The sequence below is a fragment of the Pedobacter sp. N36a genome, from assembly GCF_014472395.1.
Taxonomy (GTDB): Bacteria; Bacteroidota; Bacteroidia; order Sphingobacteriales; family Sphingobacteriaceae; genus Pedobacter.
Genome location: NZ_JACSZW010000001.1, coordinates 350795 through 371669 on the forward strand (window position 1 = coordinate 350795; position 20875 = coordinate 371669).

Sequence of the window (20875 nt, forward strand, 5' to 3'; positions counted from 1 at the left end):
CCCTCATTTTTTTAATAAATTGACCCTATAAACCCCATAGAAGTGCTAAATACAATTATTGTTGATGATGAAGAATTTGCCCGATCCTCTCTATATTTCCTGGTTCAGGAGAATTGCGAGCACATTCATATCGCCGGGATTGCAAAATCTGTAGCTGAAGCGAGGCTGCTTTTGAGCAATAACCAGATCGATCTGATCTTTCTGGATATTGCTATGCCCGGTGAAAACGGATTTGAACTGATCCCTCAGGCACAGCAGTACAATTCTCATGTGATCTTTACGACCGCCTTTGATCAATATGCACTGAGGGCCATCAAAGCCAATGCATTGGATTATCTGTTGAAACCTATTGATATCGATGAGCTTAAACTGGCGGTGGAAAAGGCAGGAAAATACATCGCGCTGAATAAAAAAGAATACAACAGGAATGAAAGTTTACAGAACCTGGCTGCGAATCTTGCAGACCGCTCAGAAATCCGAAAAATTAGTCTGCCGAATGGTCAGGGCTATTCTTTAATTGACATCAACGATATTATTCATATTGAGGCAGACAGCAATTATTCTGTCTTCCATCTGGCTAATAAAGAAAAGATTACCGTTTCTAAGGTCTTAAAAGAATATGAAGAAATCCTTCCTGAGCAGCAGTTCGTTCGCATCCATAAGTCAAGTATTGTGAACCTGAACTACTTAAAGGAATACAATTCGAAAAATGGTGTAGAAGTACTTTTGAAAAACGGCGAAAAGATTGCCGTTTCCAGAAGACGTGCCAGTGATTTTGCGGAAAAAGTTAAATCCTATATCAGAATTGAAAGTGATAGATCTTAATAGAAAAATAGTCATAAGGCTAATTCTTTCCCTTATTATTTGCCTGTTGGGCAGCATAACGGTTTTTGCTCAAAGCACGTACCTCCAGCATTTTGACACCAAAGCCGGCTTGCCCAGCAACAATTGCTTTTATACCATGCAGGATAGTAAAGGCTATATCTGGATCGCGACGGATGCAGGAGTAAGTCGTTTTGACGGGAAAATTTTTGAAACTTTTTCTGTTAATGATGGTTTACCAGACAATCAAATCCTGCAATTAAAGGAAGATAAAGCTGGAAAAATCTGGTTTCTGGCTTTAAATGGTCAGCTCAGCTATTTTTTTAACGGTAAAATCTACAATGAAACCAATAACCAGCTGCTAAAACTGTTAAAATTCAATGCAGTGATTGTTTCTTTTTTTCAGGACAGCAGAGGAAGGATTTGGCTGGGTACCAATAAGAACACCCTCGTGATGTACAATGGGAAATCGATCACCAAATATATTTCGGCAAACCACGACCGTCAATTTATCAATACCTTTATCCATGAGGATGAACAGGGAAAAATATGGGCGATCAGCAATACCTCTGTGCGAGTCATGGAGCATAACACTTTCAAAGTTGTTCCACATGAAAGTTTGCCATTGTCTTATAAGACAGCCCTGAATCTACCGAATAAAACCATGGCCTATCTAGATAAAAAGGGCTTGAACATCAGAAGAGGCAGCCAGGAATTACTGAAGATAAAGCTGAGTCCAGACCTCCTGAACAATGATCCTGGATATTTCTATACCGATCAGAATATGGACCTCTGGGTGAGTAATGCCTCAGGGATTCAACATGTGGAAGCGGATGGAAATACCCGGCGCTATCTGAATAACATCGCTTCCAGTCAAGTTATCAAGGATGCAAAAGGGAATATGTGGTTTACCACTACTAATGGTATTTATATGCTGCCACAGCAAAATGAACGCTTATACGTGTTTAATAAAAGCTATGGACTGAGCAGTGATATCGTAAAAAGCATTACCCAAGACGACCGCAACAGGCTTTGGCTTGGTCTTGATGAAGCAAAAATCAATATCGTAGAACTTAAAGATGGGATGGTTAGTAAAATCGCATTGCCAGATCAAAAAAAATACAACATCATCAAACAACTTGCTTTTGACTCCTTGAACCATGCCATTTATTTTGCTTCTGATTATGGCCTGGGCAGGATTAACAACATAAAACAGAACAATCGGCAAATTGATTTCCTGAAGGAGACCAATAATTCTATGTTTGTGATCAAAAGCTTTAGCATTGCTGCAGGAAAAAATCTGGCATTGGCCCTTTCCTCTGGAGTAGTGATCCTCCCAGACCGCGAAAGAAGGTTCGAATTCACCTCATTGTCCTTTAAGCAAGGGGAAGATTTCTTTAACAACCGCTCTTACCGGGTGTTTTATGATGAGGCGCAGCAACTTTGGTTTTCTAATGTGAATGGGCTTTCGCTATTTTCTAAAGGCATATTGACCAATTTATATGTTAAACAACCACTGTTAACGAAAAGAATCAATGACATTCAGGAGCTTTCTGATCACACCCTTGTACTGGCGACAGATGGAAATGGCTTAATATTCATGAGAAATGGCCGTATTTTAAAGGTCATCACTCAGGAAGACGGGCTGGCAGATAACATTTGTAAAAGGCTGTTTGTAAAAGACGATCAAACCTGGGTAGTGACCAATAACGGCATCAATAAGATTGATTTCAAAAATGACAAAGCGGTAGTAGAATCCTTTGGTTTTACCAATTCCTTATTGACTGATGATGTCAATTGCTTATTTATAGGAGATAAAAATGCCTATTTCGCAACCAACAGCGGCCTGGTTTATTTTGATGTGAACTACTCTATTCACAAAAATGAAGCGCCAAAAGTGTACATCACTTCCGTGCTGAACAATAAAAACAAACTGGGCATGAACCATCCGGATCATGTATTGGAGCCTTCAAATAATAGTATTACGTTTTTTTACAGTGCTATTGATTTCCAGAATAAAAACATTTTATACCGGTATCGCCTAAAGCCTGATGCACCATGGACCGAGACCAGAAGCCGGAGGATTGAATTCTCTAGTTTAGAGCCTGGAGCTTACATTTTTGAACTGTCTGCAAAATCCAATAACAGTGGCTGGAGCAGCCCTGCTAAGGTGAGCTTTGTGCTGAAAGCTTATTTCTGGCAGACGACCTGGTTCCTCTTGCTGATATTTTTACTTGCAGGACTTGCTTTTTATAAGTTGGCAGTAGTAGTTACACGCCGTCAAAAGAACAAAGAACAGGAACAATTGCTGTTGAAGAATAAAATACTGATGCTGGAACAGCGAGCTTTACAAGCGATGATGAATCCCCACTTTGTATTTAATGTGATGAATTCTATTCAGCATTATATCAATACAAAAGATACCAATTCTGCCAATAAAATCCTGACAGGATTTGCAAAGCTGATCCGGAAAAACCTGGAAATCTGTACCCGAAGTTTCATTACATTGGAAGAAGAACTGGATTACCTGGAGCTTTACCTAAGCCTGGAAAAGAAAAGGTTTGGAGATAAGCTAATCTATCAGATCCGGGTGAGCCCTGCAATCGATAAGGAAGAAACGATGATTCCTTCCATGATTTTACAACCTTATATTGAAAATGCGATATGGCACGGCATTATGCCTAAAGAGGAAGGAGGAAAAATCGATATCCTCATTGACCTGCATGGTCCGGACCACCTCATCATTAAAATCATAGATGATGGTATCGGAATTGAAAACTCTTTGAAAAATAAAAAAGGAGAACACCAGAGTAAAGGAATGGATTTGACTAAAGAACGCATCCATTTATTGAACCAGGTAGAAGCAAATCCTATACAGATTAGTGTACAGCAAACTGGTTTATCAGGTACATTTGTATCCATTTCTATCCCTATGTACCCATAAATTACCGTTTACTCAATTATAAGTACCACTTACTAAGTAAAAAGAATTGATATCTAAATTTGCACTAATCTTGTTATAGATATTAAAACAAACATAGTTTGTAAAAAGCGTTCTTATAGAATTGATCAAAGATATTTTACCTAACCTAAAACTATATCTCAATTCAGGTTTCATTTGTGTGTTAAAAAATGGTAAAGCCTCAAACTTTACCATTTTTTTTGCCCTATATTTTTTGTAGCAAGGTCCAGTCCAGTCCTTTGCTAATTTGTCCAGGTATCCAATAAAACTTTTTTTAATTGTAGCAGTTAAGCTATTTTATGAAAAAGTGTAAACCGCTTCGCGTCCCCTATCCTTTGAATTGTTGGTGGATTGGAAATGATGACATCATCGCCTGTATTCTTTTTCACAAATACCCCAGCACCAACAATATTATGATTTCCGATGATCACATCTTCTTTCACAGAGGAATTGATGCCTAGGAAAGAATTGTTCCCCACCTTCACATTTCCAGCAAGGATATTACCAGAGAGCAATACATTATCTCCAATTGTGCAATGGTGGCCGATACGCGCACCAATTAACATACAATTATCACCAACAACAACAAAAGGCTGAATATCACAGCATTGATCTATAAAAACATTTTGTCCGACTATTAAATCCGGCCAGAGATTTGCTTTTGAGGAGATGTAATTTGCAAAACCATATCCAGCTTCCTCTACTTTATAATAAAGAATTTCTCTGGCACTATTTCTGCCGATTGCAATATGCATCACGTAGTCTTCTTTAGGATAATCGTCTAAAACCTGATCAAAACTAAGGATGGGCAATCCAAGAAGTGTAGTACCGGGTTCAGGCACGTAGGCGTGATCCACACAAAAAGCGACCACTTGATGAGGACTATCATTGTTAAAAGAATAGCAAATAAATTCTGCCATTTTTCCAGTTCCGTAAATAACTACTTTCATAATATTATGTCTTTCGTTTGGATATGTCAATTAAAGATATATTAAAATGAGCATAAACATGACACAAACAGCGCTATTGAGCAATACATATTACACAGATTTACAGTCAATTAATTAAAAAAACCTTCTTATAAAATCAACCATTGGACCACTTAGCTGTACCTATTTTCATCATCCAATGAAAGCAATCCTCTTTTGATCGGTGCCTGGATAAATGTTCGATTGTAAACCCTATTTACATTTTTAGTGTTTCAGCTTCACAGTTTTCAAAAGAGTGAAGCTTAGCTTTAAGCTCAAGTTATTGGTTCTAGGAGACTTAAAAAAAGATCAGCTCCTCATTTCCGTTCTATTAATTTTCCAAAAAAATATAATTCCAATTGAACTGATCGCTAAAGTATTTAAGCATCCACATATTTATCAAATCAGGAGAAATTCTTCTGTAATTAGGGGCAGATTTCAATAAAAATTATACTGGAAATTAAGCCCTGTCCAATTGAGATTTTTTTTTAAATAACTCTTCCCATAAAAATTTTTTATACTAATTTTGATGCACGAAAAAATCAAATAAACACTGTTGTGTATATTTAAAAAGATTTTTTGTAATTTTAACGTATCAATACAAACCTTACTGAATTTATTTTTTTGTAATGAAAGATCCAAAAAAACCTACTAGCAAAAGTTCATTAGTTGACCCTGAAACTGACATCGATGATTCAAGTGAAGAAACCGGCAACAAGAAGTCGTATCAAGATGAGGACGACGACTTTGACATGCCTTTAGATGATCTGGATGGCTTCGATAATTTCAGTGACGACGATGACGACGATTATTAAAGAATAGTACATAGTATATCTTTAAGCATCCCCCTATGGGGATGCTTTTTATTTTAATTCAGCCCAGCATACATGCAGATTATACCCGTATCCGATTCAAAGACAAAGCAGGAATTTTTAAATGTGGCCCGTTTTCTTTACAAAAATGACCCCAACTGGATTTGTCCACTAGATAATGATATTGAGCAAATATTTGATGCGAAGAAAAACACCTTCTTTAACCATGGAAAATGTGTCCGCTGGATTTTAAAAGATACTGCAGGCCAAACTATTGGCCGCGTTGCTGCTTTTATCAACGATAAAAAAGCCCACCAATATGAGCAGCCTACTGGCGGCATGGGCTTTTTCGAATGTACTGCTGATCAGCATGCAGCCTTCCTCCTGTTTGATACCGCAAAAAATTGGCTGCAGGAACAAGGAATGGAAGCGATGGATGGCCCAATCAATTTCGGGGAGAATGATTCTTTCTGGGGTTTGCTGGTAGAAGGCTTTACGCCGCCTTCTTACGGAATGAATTACCATCACCCATACTATCATGACTTTTTCAAAAACTACGGATTTGAGAAGTCTTATGAGCAAATTACCAATCACCTTGCGGTTAGAAAGCCTTTCCCAGAACGTTTTACCAAAATTGCCAACTGGGTAGCCAATAAACCTGGTTATACTTTTGAACATTTCTCCAAGAAGAATGCTGAAAAATACGTAAAGAACCTAATGGAAATCTACAACGATGGCTGGCAGGATTTTGAGAAGTTCGTTCCCATTAAAAAAGAAACTTTACAGGAAAGCTTTAAAAAAATGGAAACCATTATGGATGAAAAGCTGATCTGGTTCGCTTACATCAATGGGGAACCCGCCTCTTTTGTGGTGATCATTCCTGATGCCAATCAGATGATCAAGGGGTTTAAAGGTAAATTGGGTTTAATTGAGAAGTTAATGTTCCTTTACAAACGCTGGGTTGGCGTTAACAGAATGCGTGCAATCGTAATGGGAACCAAGAAATCTTTCCAGAAACATGGATTAGAATCTGCACTTTTTATTAAACTTAAAGAATATGTGCTGCCTTTAAATCAATATGATGAGCTGGAATTGAGTTGGGTGGGAGATTTTAACGACAAGATGCTGTCGATACATGAAGCAACAGGTGCCACTTTTGGCAAGCGACACCTGACGCTACGTAAAATATTTTAATAGCGCAAGCCTATCTTTCGCGGATCTCTTCATAAAGGTCAATCACCTTCTTTTGAAGCTTAATGATTTCCTCTTCTCTTAAAGCAAGTTTATCCTTAAGTGTATTAATTTCTTCAAAATTAAGTGACTGAGGGTTTTCACCTTCTTTGGAGATGATATCCATCGTCGATACCTGGAATAGGTTAGCAATTTGCTCTAATCTAGAGATGTTAATATCTGTAATACCTGTTTCTATTTTTGAAAAGGCAGGAATTGAAATATTTAGACGTTTGGCCACTTCCCCTTGGCTCCAGCCGTTCTTCTGGCGTAATTGTCTAATGTTTTTTCCAATGATATTCATGTGATAAATTTAGGTGTATTATTCTAGTTTGTACTTGATGTTAATTGGTAGTCAACTCACGTGCCAATTTCACTAAATCTAAACCACCAAAATTACCAGAGCTCATTAATAATAAATTTGTGTGATTAAAATTCATACTCATAAAGTAATCTTTTAATTCGTCAGAATTATTAAAAAACTGTAATTCATTACAATTAAACGCATTTTGCACATCTAATTTGCTAAATGGTTTAATCTTTTTATGTTTAAAAGTTTCTTCATCGATATATACAATGGAACAGTCAGCTTGTTTCATGGTATCTCGATATTGTGCTAAAAATTCTTTATTCAAACTACTAAATGTATGTAACTCTATACACGCCACCAATTTCCTTTCCGTAAACTGTGTTTTCACGGCTTCTATGGTTGCTTTCAACTTTGAGGGAGAATGCGCAAAGTCTTTATAAACGTTGGTATGGTCCTTTTTAATCAGCACTTCCAGTCTTTTTGCAGCGCCTGTAAAGGATGAAATAGCCGCATTAAACTGCTCATTGTCCAGTCCTAAAGCTTCACAAACCAAACGTGCCGCATTGAGGTTCATCAAGTTATGATTTCCAAATACATTTAATTCGATATGCTCGGGTAAAAGATAAGTCAGCCCATCTTTCAGTTCATGCTGAGGAATCCCGTATCCTATTTTCTGTACATTAGCAGTAGACCTGGCCACCAATTGATTTAAATCTTCATCGGCAGTGCAGTAAATCAATTTTCCTTCCGGTTGAATGGTATCGATAAACAATTCAAACTGGCGGGTATAATCTTCAAAAGTTGGGAAAACATTGATATGATCCCAGGCAATTCCGCTAATTACCGCAATATTTGCTTTATATAAATGAAATTTCGGTCTCCTGTCTATAGGAGAAGCCAGGTATTCATCTCCTTCGATAATGATGAGCGGAGCTTCATCTGTGACTTTCACCATCGTATCAAATCCCGCCAGCTGAGCACCTACCAGGTAATCAAAATCGCGGTTATAATAATTTAAGACATGAAGAATCATAGAAGTAATGGTGGTTTTCCCATGACTGCCACCGATCACTACGCGAAGTTTATCTTTGGTTTGCTCATAAATATATTCCGGGTAAGAATAGATTTTGAGGCCTAATTCCTGAGCTTTCAGCAATTCCGGATTATCCATCAAGGCATGCATTCCCAAAATTACCGCATCTAAATCTGCTGTAATCCGATTGGCATCCCAGCCCATTTGCTCCGGCAAAATACCATGTCGGGCTAATCTGCTTCCTGAAGGTTCAAAAATAACATCATCGGAACCTGTCACCTGATAACCTTTTTTATGTAAGGCAATGGCCAGATTGTGCATGGCACTACCGCCAATTGCTATAAAATGTATGCGCATATTTCAATGATAAAAATAAGGTACAAAAAATACCGCCGAAGCGGTATTGATCTTTAATCTTTTTTAAACTGGGCAGCCACCCATTCTCCTATTTTCTTATGATCCACATACCTGATCTGCAAAGCTTCACAAGCTATTCTAATCATATCCAGATCTGGACTTTCATAGAATCCACTGAAGAAAATACTTCCTCCTGAGGCGAGAACACCAGCATAAGTAGGGATTTGGTCTAATAAAATGTTTCTATTGATGTTTGCCAGAATAATGTCGAAAGTATGTTGAGGAATGGTCTCCTTACCACCGCAGGCAGCGGTTAAGTGCTGAATACCGTTCAGCTCAGCATTTTCTAAGGTACTCAGGTAACACACGTCATCGTTATCAATCGCGACCAATGATGCTGCACCTTTTTTAGCGGCTAAAATTGCAAGAATACCTGTTCCACAGCCCATATCCAGGATATTTTTCCCCTGAACATCGGTAGACAGAATATATTGCATCATCATGGTGGTGGTTTGATGGTGACCAGTACCAAAAGCCATCTTAGGATCAATCACAATCTCATATTGGTATTGTGGCTGAGGTTGATGGAAAGTCGCCCTTACATAGCATTGCTCGTCGATAATCAGGGGTTCGAAATTCTTCTCCCATTCCTCATTCCAGTTTTCCGCTGCAATCTCTGTAATGTCGTACGTAATTTCCAGTTCTTCTTTATAACTGTCCAGCACTTCCGTTAGATTTTCTAACGAATAACTGTCCAGGTCAATAAATGCGGCAAAGCCATTTTCGGTATCTTCAAATGTATTAAAGCCAATCTCCGCCAAATCACTGATCAGCAAATCCTGCTGATATTCTTCTATCGCTGTAAAGCTGAATGTTACCTTGATGTATTGCATTAAGAATTGAAAGTTTTAACGATGTCAGTAAAGTCTCTAGATTTCAATGAAGCACCACCGATTAAGCCACCATCAATATCGGGCTGAGCGAATAATTCTGCTGCATTTTTCGGATTACAGCTGCCACCATAAAGGATGCTCGTACCTTCTGCGATATCAATACCATATTTAGTAGCAATTTCAGCACGGATAAAAGCATGAACTTCCTGTGCTTGCTCAGAAGAAGCGGTTAAGCCTGTTCCGATTGCCCAAACTGGTTCGTAAGCGATCACAATTTTAGCAAAATCAGCAGCTTCTAAACCAAAAACACCGTTTACCAATTGAGATTTAAGGACATCAAAATAACTTCCATTATTTCTTTCGTCTAAAGTTTCACCGATACAAAAAAGTGGCGTTAGGCCGTTTTGTAAAGCAATTACTGTTTTTTGAGCCAATAACTCATCAGTTTCCGCAAAATACTGGCGTCTTTCTGAGTGTCCGATGATGACATATTCGCAGCCTACAGATTTGATCATCTTTGCAGAAGTCTCTCCTGTAAAAGCGCCGCTTTCGTTTTGGTGACAATTTTGAGCACCAATTTTAACGGTTTCACCACCTAATTGTGCCAAACTGTTTAAATGAATAAATGGAGAACAGATGATGGCGATTTGGTCACCTTTTTTCTCATCTCTTACCATGTTCACAATTTCTGAGAATAAAGATATCCCTTCGGCATAATCTAAATTCATTTTCCAATTTCCGGCAACGATTTTTTTTCTGGTCATAATTTTTATTGTTTTAGCGCCATGAAGCTAAGATAAAGGCTTCAATTCTACTGTTTTTTTAGTGATAATTAACTCCTGTATGACTTAGTCAATTCAAATACAGCGGTTAATATATTTCTTTCTTTCTCATCAAAAGGCAAGTTTCTACGCATAAACACCTGTTCTGCTGTTTCAAACATCTTCTCCAGGCGATAAGTTTCAAATCCTTGTGCCCCTCCCCATGAAAAATCAGGAAGGAAGGTTTTAGGGAATCCGGCGCCAAAAATATTGGCTCCTACACCTACAACGGATCCGGTATTGAACATGGTATTGATGCCGCATTTTGCATGGTCAGCCATGATCATTCCACAAAACAACATGCCTGTTTGCCTGAAATCATCCAGGGTATAGTCCCAGATTTTTACCGAGGCATAGTTATTTTTAAGGTTGGAGTTATTCGTATCTGCACCAATATTACACCACTGCCCCATTACAGAGTTGCCCAGATAACCTTCATGGCCTTTAGAGGAATACCCCCAGATCACGGCGTTATTGATTTCCCCGCCAACCCGGCTAAATGGACCTATGGTAGTCTGTCCGTAGATTTTCGCACCCATTTTTACTTGTGAGTCATGGCATAATGCAAAGGATCCACGAATGTGTGCTCCTTCCCAGATCTGGCTGTTTTTACCCACATAAATTGGTCCGCTTAAGCTGTTCAATGTTGCACACTCCGCTCCTCCACCTTCTTCTACAAAGACTTCTTCTCCAAGTATCACGTTAGTACTGCTTAATATTGCGGAAGAACGACCCTTTGTCAATAAACTAAAGTCTTTTCTCAGCTCTGTATCGTTGTTTTTAAAAACATCTTCCGGATGGAGGATTCTGATAATGGAAGGTTCATAGACAACTGCTTTCAGTGTGTTCAGTTCCTCTGGAAGCATCCCATAAGGCGCCCGGTAAGCAATGAGCAATTCCTGCTGCTTTAGCGCCTCACCATCGCGTAAACGATCTATCGCTTCCAGTAAGCCTTCATCAGGACAGACTGATCCGTTAATGGATAAGCTCGCGCCTACCTGTGCAGGATATTTAATAGAAAGATAAGGAATGGTAAGAAAGCCGGCAGTGGCATTTAAATGCCGCTCCCATTTTTGAGCTATGGTTAAAATTCCGACACGGAGGTCGGCAACCGGTCTTGTGAAAGATAGCGGACGTAAGGATGCCCAGGCATTATCATCAAATAAATTGATTGTCATAAGCAACAAAAATAAAAAAAGTCCCGAAGCAACAGCACCGGGACTTTAAAATAATTACTTTTTTGGTAGAATTACTTCTTAGCGTAACGAGTTTTAAATTTATCGATACGACCAGCTGTATCTACTAACTTCATTTTACCAGTATAGAAAGGGTGTGAAGTATGAGAAATCTCTAATTTGTATAGAGGGTATTCGTTACCATCTTCCCATTTGATGCTTTCTTTAGTATCTACACAAGATTTCGTTAAGAAAGAGTACTCATTTGACATATCTTTAAATACTACAAATCTATAGTTTGATGGATGCAGATCTTTTTTCATGATGCTTTTATATTATTATTTCCTTATTTCTCGCTTATTTTTAAGGTTGCAAATATCCTAAAATTATTTTTCATTAGCAAGGAAGTCATGAAAAATTATCTACTATACTTTTTTCGGGTCTCGATTTTCTCTTTTTGCCGCCTTAAATAGGCGTCAGCAATGACTTCAGCCGAAGGGAGTTCGGAATTACTGATCAAAAGACTTTTTAATTTCTCCTCATCTACATCTGTTCGGTACAAGATGTTCATCATTTTTGAGATGTCATTATCGAGCAGGTACGCAAAAGCTTGTACCAATCGCTCCCTAATCTGCGCTTCCGTCCAGATCTCTTCCACCTCAAAGTCTTTCCCGACAATGCTGCTTAATGCTTTTATATCTTCCATCCTCTATAAGGTTACTATCTCCTGACACAGTTCTACCAATACACCGTTTGTCCCTTTCGGATGAAGAAAACAGACCAGTTTATTGTCGGCACCCAGCTTAGGCTCCTCATTTAAAAGCACAAAACCGTCATTTTTTAACCGTTGCATCTCCGCCAGAATATCTTCTACATCAAAAGCAATATGATGAATGCCCTCTCCTTTTTTCTCCAGGAACTTTGCAATCGGACTTTCCGCGGTACTGGCAGACAGCAATTCAATTTTATGGGCTCCGACCTGAAAAAACGCGGTATTCACCCCTTCAGAAAGCACCGCTTCTTTTTTATAACAAGCGGTATTCAATAATTTCTCATAAAGATCGCAGGAAAAATCCAGGTCTTTTACAGCAATACCGATGTGCTCTATCTTTTTCATAATTAGTTAAACGGTTAGAAAAATGTAAAAATGCAGGTTTTACCTATACGGTCATAGCTATTATTTATAATTGTTGGCATTCTTTTTTCGTACATTTGTCTATTATTAAGAATAATTACATACGATGGAACTTCCTATTTACTTAGATAACAATGCGACTACTCCTCTTGATCCAAGGGTATTAGAAGCGATGCTACCATATTTCACCAACAAATTTGGTAATGCTGCCAGCCGTAACCACGCTTTTGGATGGGTGGCAGAAGAAGGTGTTGACTACGCTCGTGAACAAGTGGCGAAACTAATTGGCTGTACTGATAAAGAGATCATCTTTACTTCAGGTGCTACAGAAGCGGACAATTTAGGTATCAAAGGAGTTTACGAAATGTATCAGGACAAAGGTAACCATATCATTACCGCAACTACTGAGCACAAAGCAGTTTTAGATGCCTGTAAACACCTGGAAAAACTAGGTGCTAAAGTAACTTACTTACAAGTGAAAGCTGATGGTCTGATCGATCTTCAGGAACTTGAAGCTGCAATGACTGAACAAACGATTTTAGTAACCATCATGTATGGTAACAATGAGATCGGCGTAATTCAGCCAGTTAAAGAAATTTCTGCTATTGCCCATAAGCATGGTGCATTATTCATGACTGATGCGACACAAACTGTAGGAAAAATTCCTGTAGACGTAAACGCTGATGGTATTGACTTAATGGCATTTTCAGCACATAAAATGTATGGCCCTAAAGGCGTTGGTGCATTATATGTACGCCGCAAAAACCCAAGGGTTAAAGTAACTGCACAGATCGATGGTGGCGGTCATGAGCGCGGTATGCGTTCAGGAACATTAAATGTACCTGGTATCGTTGGTTTAGGTAAAGCATGTGAACTTTGCCGTTTGGAAATGGATGAAGAAGCAAAACGTTTATCTGCATTAAGAGATAAATTAGAGGGCGCTTTGTCTCAAATGGAAGAGAGTTATGTGAATGGTAACACAGCACACCGTTTGCCGCATGTAGCGAATATTTCCTTCAAATATGTAGAGGGTGAAGGCTTGATGATGTCAATGAAAGACCTTGCAGTATCTTCAGGATCTGCTTGTACTTCCGCTTCATTAGAACCTTCTTATGTATTAAAAAGCTTAGGTCTTTCTGATGATTTAGCACACTCTTCTATCCGTTTCGGATTGGGTCGTTTCACGACTGAAGAAGAAATTGACTTCGCTATTGAGCACACTAAAGCAGCAGTAAATCACTTAAGAGAACTTTCTCCACTATGGGAAATGTTTAAAGAAGGAATTGACTTAAGTAAAATTGAATGGGCTGAGCACTAAGCTGCACCCATTAATAAACAATATTTAAATACAATCCCCGGAGACGGAGATTTGGAGGAAAACAAAATGGCATACTCAGAAAAAGTAATGGAACATTATACCAACCCTAGAAATGTTGGTACTTTAAATAAAGATAGCAAGAATGTCGGAACAGGATTAGTTGGCGCACCTGAGTGCGGTGACGTAATGCGCCTGCAGATTGAAGTAGATGACAACAATGTGATCACAGATGCAAAATTCAAAACCTTTGGTTGCGGATCTGCAATTGCTTCTTCTTCTTTAGCTACAGAATGGTTAAAAGGAAAAACTGTAGATGAGGCTTTGACCATCGACAATATGGACATCGTGGAAGAATTGGCTTTGCCGCCGGTAAAAATCCACTGTTCAGTATTGGCTGAAGATGCGATCAAATCTGCAATTAACGATTACCGTGTTAAAAACGGTATGGAGCCAATTGCAATGCCTAAATCTCATCACTAATTTCAATCATAGTTTGGCAGGCAATGGATTTGTGATGCTAAACTTTAATTTTTAAAACGATGATTACGATAACCGATAAAGCAAAAAGCAAAATTGATCACCTGATGCAAGATGCGCAGATGGATGATACTTATTTTTTGCGCGTCTCTGTAAAAGGTGGAGGTTGCTCTGGTTTATCATACAATTTAGATTTTGATAACGAAGAAAAAACCGGAGATCAGTTTTTCGAAGACAGAGGAATCAGGATAGCATTAGACATGAAATCCTTCCTTTATCTTGCCGGTACTGAACTTGACTTTTCAGATGGTCTAAACGGAAAAGGATTTAATTTCCATAACCCTAACGCCAGTCGTTCCTGCGGTTGTGGCGAGAGTTTCTCTGTTTAATTCCTAAACCTTATTGATTTAAAAGGGCACTGATGTGCCCTTTTTTCATGAACTGATTTTTTCTTTACAAAGAAAAGTTTATCATTGTTCCTCCAATCAAACAAAATAAATTACCATGGTAACATTTAATGAGTTTTCTACCGTCCCAAGTCTCTTGAGAAATGTGGTGGAAAACATCCATAAACCCACCGAGACTTTTCTCATTCACAAGAAGAATGCAGACTGGGAAGAAATCTCATTTGAAACCACACTGGAACGTGCAGATGCTGTAGCTTCATTTTTCCTCGACAAAGGAATTGTTAAAGGTGACCGGATGGGCTTAATGATCGAAAACTCTCCAGACTATGTTTACTATGATCAGGGGATCCAGCAGATTGGTGCAATTAACGTTTCCATCTACCCTACGCTATCCGAACAAGAAGTTACTTATATCATCAATGATTCAGGAATCAGAGCAATTCTGATCGGCAATCCTTTTCTATATAAAAAAGTAACCAAAATAGCAGAGAACTGTAGAAACCTGGAATATATCATCCCAGTTTTTCCAGATTATCAAAAGATTGCTTTGCCAGAAGGAATGAAGGCAGAAATCATCCCTTTTTCTACGTTACTGGAAAGTCCGGTGAGCGAGGAAAGACGTGCGGAGATTACCCACATTCGTGAATCCCTGCGCCCTTCAGATACCTCCTCACTCATTTATACTTCCGGTACTACAGGCACACCAAAAGGAGTCGTCCTTTCGCACAACAACTTTGTACAAAACGTGAAAGTTTGCTTGCAGCAAATCCCTATCATCGACGAAACAGAAACTTTTTTATCTTTCCTACCCCTATCTCATGTGTTTGAGCGTACAGCAACCTACCATGTCTGCTGTGCCCAGGGTTGTAAGATTGCTTATGCACAAAGTTTAGAGCTGCTGGCCAAAAACATGGCAGAGATCAAACCAACGGTGATGAGCTGCGTGCCTCGATTATTGGAGAGAATCCACGACAAAGCCATCAAAAGCGGTACTGCAGACGGTGGCCTCAAAGCAAAAATTTTCCTTTGGGCTTTAGACATCGGACAAGAATACCGCAGCGAAAAAGAAGCAGGTAGAACCCCTGGCTTGGTCTTATCGGCTAAAAAAGCAATTGCCGAAAAACTGGTATTCAGCAAAATCAAAGAAAAAACCGGTGGCCGCTTAAAATTCATGCTATCCGGCGGTGCAGCATTGCCTAAAAATGTAGGTGAGTTTTTCGGAAACCTAGGCATTAAAGTTCTGGAAGGTTTTGGCCTGACAGAGACTTCCCCGGTAATGGCTGTTACGGAATACCACAGGCAAGTTTATGGTACCGTTGGCCGTGTCATTCCAGGTATTGAGATCGGCATTCAAAATGTAGAAACTAAAGAAATTATTAATATTCAAACGCATGAAACCTTTCAGGAGGATTTTGAATGTGCAGAAGGCGAAATCATTGTCCGCGGACATTGTGTGATGCAAGGCTATTTTAACAAGCCTGCAGAAACCGCAGAAGCCATTGATAAAGACAATTGGTTCCACACCGGTGACATTGGCCGTTTTTACAAAGGAAATCTCCAGATCACCGACCGTTTAAAAAACATGATCGTCAATGCTTACGGTAAAAATGTATACCCTACTCCGGTAGAAAACATTTACCTGAAAAGTCCTAAAATCGAACAATTGTTCCTTATTGGTGATAAAAGAGAATACCTGACCGCCATTGTTATTCCAAATAGAGAAACGCTGCAGGAGGAATTTAAATTAACAGAATCCTTTTTCCAGCAGCCGCAGCTATTTATTGAAGATAAAGAAATCATCGACTGGATGGCTAAAGACATCAAAAAACTCTCTAACGAGCTGGCCAAGTTTGAGCGCATCAAGAACTTCAAGATCAAAAGAAACCCTTTTAGCATTGAAGATGGAGAACTTACGCCAACCATGAAAGCAAAAAGAAAGGTAATTGAAAGTAAGTATGCCACAAACATCGACGAGATGTATCAGGAAGAAGTGGAGGCCGACTAAAACTCCTTTTATAACAAATGTTATATTAATGCCTCCTTTAATCGTTTAAAAACCTCACAAATCACTATTTTTGTGAGATCACAGAATTCTGTGAATATAATCAGCATAAAATAAACCTTTTCCGGCAAGAGGCCGGACAGATCACAAATATGAGTACAGGACTATCAGAACAAGAGTTGTTGCGTAGAAATTCGCTAAACCAACTTCGTGAATTAGGGATCGATCCCTACCCTGCTGAAGCATTTGAAATCAATGCCCATGCCGCAGATATTTTAGCTAACTACGAAAGAGATAAGACTGCCTATAAGAACATCAGCATTGCAGGCCGTATCATGACCCGCAGAATTATGGGGAGTGCTGCCTTCGTAGAATTGCAAGATTCGACAGGAAGAATACAAGTTTACTTAAAAAGAGACGAGTTGTGCCCTGATGAAGATAAAACCTTATACAATACCGTATTCAAGAAGTTATTGGATCTGGGCGACTTTATAGGCGTAAAAGGCTATGTTTTCACTACCCAGACTGGTGAGATCTCTGTACACCTTACAGAATTTAAATTGTTATCAAAATCCTTGAAGCCTTTACCAGTGGTAAAACGCGATGAGGAAGGAAATATTTACGATGGTTTTACTGATCCGGAATTGCGCTACAGACAGCGTTATGTGGATCTTACGGTAAACCCTGGATACAAACAGATTTTCATCAACCGTTCAAAAGTCATCAATACGATGAGAAACTACTTTGATGAACAAGGTTGGATGGAAGTAGAAACTCCGATTCTTCAGCCAATTCACGGTGGTGCAGCGGCGCGTCCATTTGCGACACACCACAACACCCTGGATATGCCTTTATACCTGCGTATTGCGAATGAGCTTTACCTGAAAAGGTTAATTGTAGCTGGTTTCGACGGCGTTTATGAGTTCGGTAAAATGTTCAGAAATGAAGGGATGGACCGTACGCATAACCCGGAATATACCGCAATGGAAATTTATGTAGCCTACAAAGACTACATCTGGATGATGGCCATGGTAGAAGAATGCCTGGAAAGAATCACGGTAGCGATTCATGGGAAAGCAGAAATTGAAGTAGGTAAACACAAAATCAATTTCGAAGGTCCTTATGAAAAACTGACCATGTATGAGTCTATTCAGAAGTATACAGATATCGATGTATCTGGTATGACGGAAGATCAGATCAGAGCAGTTTGTAAAAGCCTGAATATTGAGGTAGATAGCTCTATGGGCAGAGGAAAGCTGATAGATGAGTTGTTCAGCGAAAAAGTTGAAGCCAACTTAATCCAGCCTACTTACATCACGGATTATCCTTTGGAGATGACTCCATTGGCTAAAAAACACAGAAGCAAAGAAGGCCTGGTAGAAAGATTTGAGCTGTTTGTAAACGGCAAGGAAATTGCCAATGCTTATTCTGAGCTGAATGATCCTATTGATCAGAAAGAGCGTTTGGTAGAACAATTGAAACTTTCTGAAAGAGGTGATGATGAAGCGATGGCCATGGATGAAGATTTCCTTCGTGCATTGGAATATGGTATGCCTCCTACCTCAGGTTTAGGTGTGGGTATCGACAGATTGGTGATGTTAATGACGAACCAGTCAACCATCCAGGAAGTTTTATTCTTCCCTCAGATGAGACCAGAGAAAAAAGCGAAAGTAACTACTGATGAAGATTTCGTAAATGCAGGTATTCCAGCAGAATGGGTTCCTGTGATCAGAAAGATGAACATCAATACGATTGAAGAGTTGAAAGCGGCGAATCCAAATAAGGTATTTAACGACTTAGGGGGAATGCGCAAGAAACTGAAGCTGGAATTAACGATGCCTTCAAAAGAGGCTGTTGAAGCTTGGTTTGCTTAACAAACACATAACATAAACTTAAAGGCTTGCTGCATAATTTGTAGTAAGCCTTTTTTAATTTTAGGCATATTTAAAACCTAGAAATCATGTACAGCTCAAGTTTAGAAATCACAGACAACGAATACTGCATCAAACTCAACAAAGAAGATTTTGACTTGACACTGATCCGTCAGCTGATCACCAGAATCCAGTCGGAGCAATTGTTCTTCAGTAGAAAAAAAGACGATATGGAGGATGATATTATCAGCAGATCCAATCAGGATAACTACGAGAACTTTGACAGATTAAGTGAAAAATAAAAAGCCACATTTTCATGTGGCTTTTTATTAATTCTTTTAATATTTCCTATTTATATCTTACTTGTTGTTGTCTGTCCATCATTCCCATCTGATCTTTCATTTGTTTGATCTGGTCAGCAAGTAATTTATTCTTATCGGCTTTTTTCGCTTCTGCTAAATACATCTGCGCTTCTCTTTTATTTCTCTTTCCCATTGCAATTCCCGCAAGGCTTAACTTGGCCAATGCGATGTTGTGATCCATAGTCATTCCTAAAGTAAGTGCTTTCTTAAAGTACTTCTCAGAAGCCATTGGTGCTTTTCTCGATTCAATTAAACCGATCAGCAAGTTGTAATAACCATGCTGTGCTCTGATCAATTGTTTTTCATAATCAGTGATTCTTCTTAAGAAAACTTCCGATTTCGGCATGTTGTCTTTTCTCAAATACCACTGTGCAAGCAACATATTCTCATTGAAGAAGTAAGTTACCAGGATTAAAAGACTGATGAAAAATGCTAAAATTCCCCATCCCCATAAACCGAAGACCATCAGGGCGATGGCCCCTCCTAACACTGCGAAGCCTATAATAAGGCGAACTATATTTGGCATATTCCTTTTAAATTATTTTTTGCAAATATCGTGTTTATATCACAAAAAGCAGATTTAATTTATAATTTCAATAAAGAAAAGGAGGATGCTCCAGATCAACCTATAAAACCAACCCAAATCTGTGATGAAAAAGTTAATTACCATTACGCTATTATTATTTGCTATGACAGCCAGTTCACAAGAAATCAACAAGAAAACAAAAGACGCTGCCGGGAATACGACGGGATTGATCAATATCTGCAGCAGAGCCGGTTTACAGGCCCTGCCAGAGATGCAGCAACGATATGATGTCGAATATCCGGCTTACCAGCCAGATGCGAATACGATCATCGCTTTGCAGCCTTTGATGAAAGGTAAGAAGATCACCATTGTGATGGGTACCTGGTGCGGCGACAGTCAGCTGCAGGTTCCTCATTTTTACAAAATAATGGATGCCTTGCATTTCCCAGAAAAAGACATTACCCTGATCTGCGTAGACCATAGCAAGCAAGCGGAAAACGGATTGATCGATGGTATGAACATCAGTCACGTCCCTACTTTTATTCTTACTCATGAAGGAAAAGAGCTGGGCCGCATCACAGAATCACCAAGAGCAACACTGGAAAAAGATATGTTGAGTATCTTCGCCAAAAAATAAAATATGTTTATTGATATAGATAGGCCACTGAATTTAGATAAGAGCTGGCTAACCCATTTGGAACCAGAGTTTGATAAAGCTTATATGAAAGCTTTAAAAACATTTTTACTGGAGGAAAAGGAACAGGGTCATGAGATCTATCCGAAGACCAATGCCATATTTAATGCCTTAAACCATACACCATTCGACAAAGTGAAGGTGGTGATCCTTGGACAGGATCCTTATCATGGTCCCGGACAGGCACATGGCTTATCTTTTTCCGTGCAAAAAGGAGTCACCGTTCCGCCCTCTTTAAAAAACATTTATAAAGAGCTCAATACTGATATTGAAGGATTCAAAGCACCTGACCATGGAAATCTCAGCCAATGGGCAGATCAAGGAGTACTTTTGTTAAATGCCACACTTACTGTCAGGGCAAAAACAGCGGGCTCCCACCAGAAAAGAGGCTGGGAAACCTTTACCGACAACATTATTAAAGAATTATCAGAAAAAAGAACCGGATTGATTTTCATTCTCTGGGGCGCCTATGCGCAAAAGAAAATCGCCTTGATAGAGACGAGTAAACATACCGTGATCACTTCACCTCACCCCTCTCCCTTTTCAGCGTACAATGGCTTTTTTGGCAGCAAGCCATTTTCAAAAACAAATGCGCAATTGATCAAAGAAGGAAAAAGCCCGATCAACTGGCAAATCAGCTAAAAACCAAAAGGGCTGAAACATCATTGTCTCAGCCCTTTTAATCTTAAAACAGGATCCC

At 39.1% G+C, this 20875-nt stretch carries 22 protein-coding genes; 12 read left to right on the plus strand and 10 right to left on the minus strand.

The window, feature by feature from the left end:
* Positions 1-42 precede the first annotated feature (42 nt).
* Positions 43-825 (plus strand): LytTR family DNA-binding domain-containing protein, encoded by a 783-nt coding sequence (locus H9X96_RS23045; protein ID WP_187664610.1) that lies wholly within the window; start codon positions 43-45, stop codon positions 823-825.
* Positions 826-871: 46 nt separating this feature from the next.
* Positions 872-3766, plus strand: coding sequence for a two-component regulator propeller domain-containing protein (locus H9X96_RS01690; protein WP_255430948.1), 2895 nt, complete (start codon positions 872-874; stop codon positions 3764-3766).
* Positions 3767-4071: 305 nt separating this feature from the next.
* On the opposite strand, the gene H9X96_RS01695 is transcribed toward H9X96_RS01690, so the two are convergent.
* On the minus strand, positions 4072-4734 hold the full coding sequence (locus H9X96_RS01695) for an acetyltransferase (RefSeq protein WP_187664611.1): 663 nt from the start codon (positions 4732-4734) through the stop codon (positions 4072-4074).
* Positions 4735-5381: 647 nt separating this feature from the next.
* Here H9X96_RS01695 and H9X96_RS01700 point away from each other — a divergent pair.
* The gene (locus tag H9X96_RS01700; protein ID WP_062549719.1) at positions 5382-5567 is read left to right on the plus strand and encodes a hypothetical protein; all 186 of its coding nucleotides are present in this window, start codon (positions 5382-5384) and stop codon (positions 5565-5567) included.
* 72 nt (positions 5568-5639) lie between these two features.
* On the plus strand, positions 5640-6758 hold the full coding sequence (locus H9X96_RS01705; protein WP_187664612.1) for a GNAT family N-acetyltransferase: 1119 nt from the start codon (positions 5640-5642) through the stop codon (positions 6756-6758).
* Between the two features lie 10 nt (positions 6759-6768).
* On the opposite strand, the gene H9X96_RS01710 is transcribed toward H9X96_RS01705, so the two are convergent.
* The 8 genes from H9X96_RS01710 to mce form a co-directional block, all read right to left on the minus strand.
* A complete protein-coding gene (locus H9X96_RS01710) occupies positions 6769-7098 on the minus strand; it encodes a helix-turn-helix domain-containing protein (protein WP_187664613.1) in 330 nt (109 codons plus the stop codon).
* Between the two features lie 40 nt (positions 7099-7138).
* On the minus strand, positions 7139-8494 hold the full coding sequence (gene murC, locus H9X96_RS01715; protein ID WP_187664614.1) for a UDP-N-acetylmuramate--L-alanine ligase: 1356 nt from the start codon (positions 8492-8494) through the stop codon (positions 7139-7141).
* A gap of 53 nt (positions 8495-8547) precedes the next feature.
* A complete protein-coding gene (gene prmA, locus H9X96_RS01720; RefSeq protein WP_187664615.1) occupies positions 8548-9387 on the minus strand; it encodes a 50S ribosomal protein L11 methyltransferase in 840 nt (279 codons plus the stop codon).
* A complete protein-coding gene (gene tpiA, locus H9X96_RS01725; RefSeq protein WP_187664616.1) occupies positions 9387-10151 on the minus strand; it encodes a triose-phosphate isomerase in 765 nt (254 codons plus the stop codon). The genes prmA and tpiA overlap by 1 nt, the downstream gene beginning before the upstream one ends.
* A gap of 68 nt (positions 10152-10219) precedes the next feature.
* Complete coding sequence (locus H9X96_RS01730) at positions 10220-11386, minus strand: putative sugar nucleotidyl transferase (RefSeq protein WP_187664617.1); 1167 nt, start codon at positions 11384-11386, stop codon at positions 10220-10222.
* Positions 11387-11457: 71 nt separating this feature from the next.
* On the minus strand, positions 11458-11706 hold the full coding sequence (locus H9X96_RS01735; protein ID WP_062549726.1) for a type B 50S ribosomal protein L31: 249 nt from the start codon (positions 11704-11706) through the stop codon (positions 11458-11460).
* Between the two features lie 95 nt (positions 11707-11801).
* Complete coding sequence (locus H9X96_RS01740) at positions 11802-12089, minus strand: hypothetical protein (RefSeq protein ID WP_187664618.1); 288 nt, start codon at positions 12087-12089, stop codon at positions 11802-11804.
* Between the two features lie 3 nt (positions 12090-12092).
* Positions 12093-12500, minus strand: a complete 408-nt coding sequence (mce, locus tag H9X96_RS01745; RefSeq protein ID WP_187664619.1) for a methylmalonyl-CoA epimerase — start codon at positions 12498-12500, stop codon at positions 12093-12095.
* A gap of 124 nt (positions 12501-12624) precedes the next feature.
* Here mce and H9X96_RS01750 point away from each other — a divergent pair, with 124 nt between their 5' ends.
* From H9X96_RS01750 to H9X96_RS01775, 6 genes are all read left to right on the plus strand, one after another.
* A complete protein-coding gene (locus tag H9X96_RS01750) occupies positions 12625-13836 on the plus strand; it encodes an IscS subfamily cysteine desulfurase (RefSeq protein ID WP_187664620.1) in 1212 nt (403 codons plus the stop codon).
* 66 nt (positions 13837-13902) lie between these two features.
* Positions 13903-14316, plus strand: a complete 414-nt coding sequence (iscU, locus tag H9X96_RS01755) for a Fe-S cluster assembly scaffold IscU (protein ID WP_062549730.1) — start codon at positions 13903-13905, stop codon at positions 14314-14316.
* A 59-nt stretch (positions 14317-14375) separates the two neighbouring features.
* Positions 14376-14702, plus strand: a complete 327-nt coding sequence (locus H9X96_RS01760; protein ID WP_062549731.1) for an iron-sulfur cluster assembly accessory protein — start codon at positions 14376-14378, stop codon at positions 14700-14702.
* Between the two features lie 115 nt (positions 14703-14817).
* Positions 14818-16725, plus strand: coding sequence for a long-chain fatty acid--CoA ligase (locus H9X96_RS01765; RefSeq protein WP_187664621.1), 1908 nt, complete (start codon positions 14818-14820; stop codon positions 16723-16725).
* Between the two features lie 149 nt (positions 16726-16874).
* Positions 16875-18596: a lysine--tRNA ligase gene (lysS, locus tag H9X96_RS01770; RefSeq protein ID WP_187664622.1), complete on the plus strand. Its 1722-nt coding sequence runs from the start codon at positions 16875-16877 to the stop codon at positions 18594-18596.
* 86 nt (positions 18597-18682) lie between these two features.
* On the plus strand, positions 18683-18895 hold the full coding sequence (locus H9X96_RS01775; protein WP_187664623.1) for a hypothetical protein: 213 nt from the start codon (positions 18683-18685) through the stop codon (positions 18893-18895).
* A gap of 46 nt (positions 18896-18941) precedes the next feature.
* On the opposite strand, the gene H9X96_RS01780 is transcribed toward H9X96_RS01775, so the two are convergent.
* Positions 18942-19481 (minus strand): hypothetical protein, encoded by a 540-nt coding sequence (locus H9X96_RS01780; RefSeq protein ID WP_062549735.1) that lies wholly within the window; start codon positions 19479-19481, stop codon positions 18942-18944.
* A gap of 124 nt (positions 19482-19605) precedes the next feature.
* Here H9X96_RS01780 and H9X96_RS01785 point away from each other — a divergent pair, with 124 nt between their 5' ends.
* Entirely contained in the window at positions 19606-20118 is a 513-nt protein-coding gene (locus H9X96_RS01785) for a thioredoxin family protein (protein WP_187664624.1), read from the plus strand.
* 3 nt (positions 20119-20121) lie between these two features.
* Positions 20122-20817: a uracil-DNA glycosylase gene (gene ung / locus H9X96_RS01790; protein WP_187664625.1), complete on the plus strand. Its 696-nt coding sequence runs from the start codon at positions 20122-20124 to the stop codon at positions 20815-20817.
* Positions 20818-20875 lie beyond the last annotated feature (58 nt).

Bases quoted from the DNA above. Each gene is read 5' to 3' on its own strand.
- H9X96_RS01695 (WP_187664611.1), bottom strand. From the start codon at position 4,734: ATGAAAGTAGTTATTTACGGAACTGGAAAAATGGCAGAATTTATTTGC.
- H9X96_RS01700 (WP_062549719.1), top strand. From the start codon at position 5,382: ATGAAAGATCCAAAAAAACCTACTAGCAAAAGTTCATTAGTTGACCCT.
- H9X96_RS01705 (WP_187664612.1), top strand. From the start codon at position 5,640: ATGCAGATTATACCCGTATCCGATTCAAAGACAAAGCAGGAATTTTTA.
- H9X96_RS01710 (WP_187664613.1), bottom strand. From the start codon at position 7,098: ATGAATATCATTGGAAAAAACATTAGACAATTACGCCAGAAGAACGGC.
- murC (WP_187664614.1), bottom strand. From the start codon at position 8,494: ATGCGCATACATTTTATAGCAATTGGCGGTAGTGCCATGCACAATCTG.
- prmA (WP_187664615.1), bottom strand. From the start codon at position 9,387: ATGCAATACATCAAGGTAACATTCAGCTTTACAGCGATAGAAGAATAT.
- tpiA (WP_187664616.1), bottom strand. From the start codon at position 10,151: ATGACCAGAAAAAAAATCGTTGCCGGAAATTGGAAAATGAATTTAGAT.
- H9X96_RS01730 (WP_187664617.1), bottom strand. From the start codon at position 11,386: ATGACAATCAATTTATTTGATGATAATGCCTGGGCATCCTTACGTCCG.
- H9X96_RS01735 (WP_062549726.1), bottom strand. From the start codon at position 11,706: ATGAAAAAAGATCTGCATCCATCAAACTATAGATTTGTAGTATTTAAA.
- H9X96_RS01740 (WP_187664618.1), bottom strand. From the start codon at position 12,089: ATGGAAGATATAAAAGCATTAAGCAGCATTGTCGGGAAAGACTTTGAG.
- mce (WP_187664619.1), bottom strand. From the start codon at position 12,500: ATGAAAAAGATAGAGCACATCGGTATTGCTGTAAAAGACCTGGATTTT.
- H9X96_RS01750 (WP_187664620.1), top strand. From the start codon at position 12,625: ATGGAACTTCCTATTTACTTAGATAACAATGCGACTACTCCTCTTGAT.
- iscU (WP_062549730.1), top strand. From the start codon at position 13,903: ATGGCATACTCAGAAAAAGTAATGGAACATTATACCAACCCTAGAAAT.
- H9X96_RS01760 (WP_062549731.1), top strand. From the start codon at position 14,376: ATGATTACGATAACCGATAAAGCAAAAAGCAAAATTGATCACCTGATG.
- H9X96_RS01765 (WP_187664621.1), top strand. From the start codon at position 14,818: ATGGTAACATTTAATGAGTTTTCTACCGTCCCAAGTCTCTTGAGAAAT.
- lysS (WP_187664622.1), top strand. From the start codon at position 16,875: ATGAGTACAGGACTATCAGAACAAGAGTTGTTGCGTAGAAATTCGCTA.
- H9X96_RS01775 (WP_187664623.1), top strand. From the start codon at position 18,683: ATGTACAGCTCAAGTTTAGAAATCACAGACAACGAATACTGCATCAAA.
- H9X96_RS01780 (WP_062549735.1), bottom strand. From the start codon at position 19,481: ATGCCAAATATAGTTCGCCTTATTATAGGCTTCGCAGTGTTAGGAGGG.
- H9X96_RS01785 (WP_187664624.1), top strand. From the start codon at position 19,606: ATGAAAAAGTTAATTACCATTACGCTATTATTATTTGCTATGACAGCC.
- ung (WP_187664625.1), top strand. From the start codon at position 20,122: ATGTTTATTGATATAGATAGGCCACTGAATTTAGATAAGAGCTGGCTA.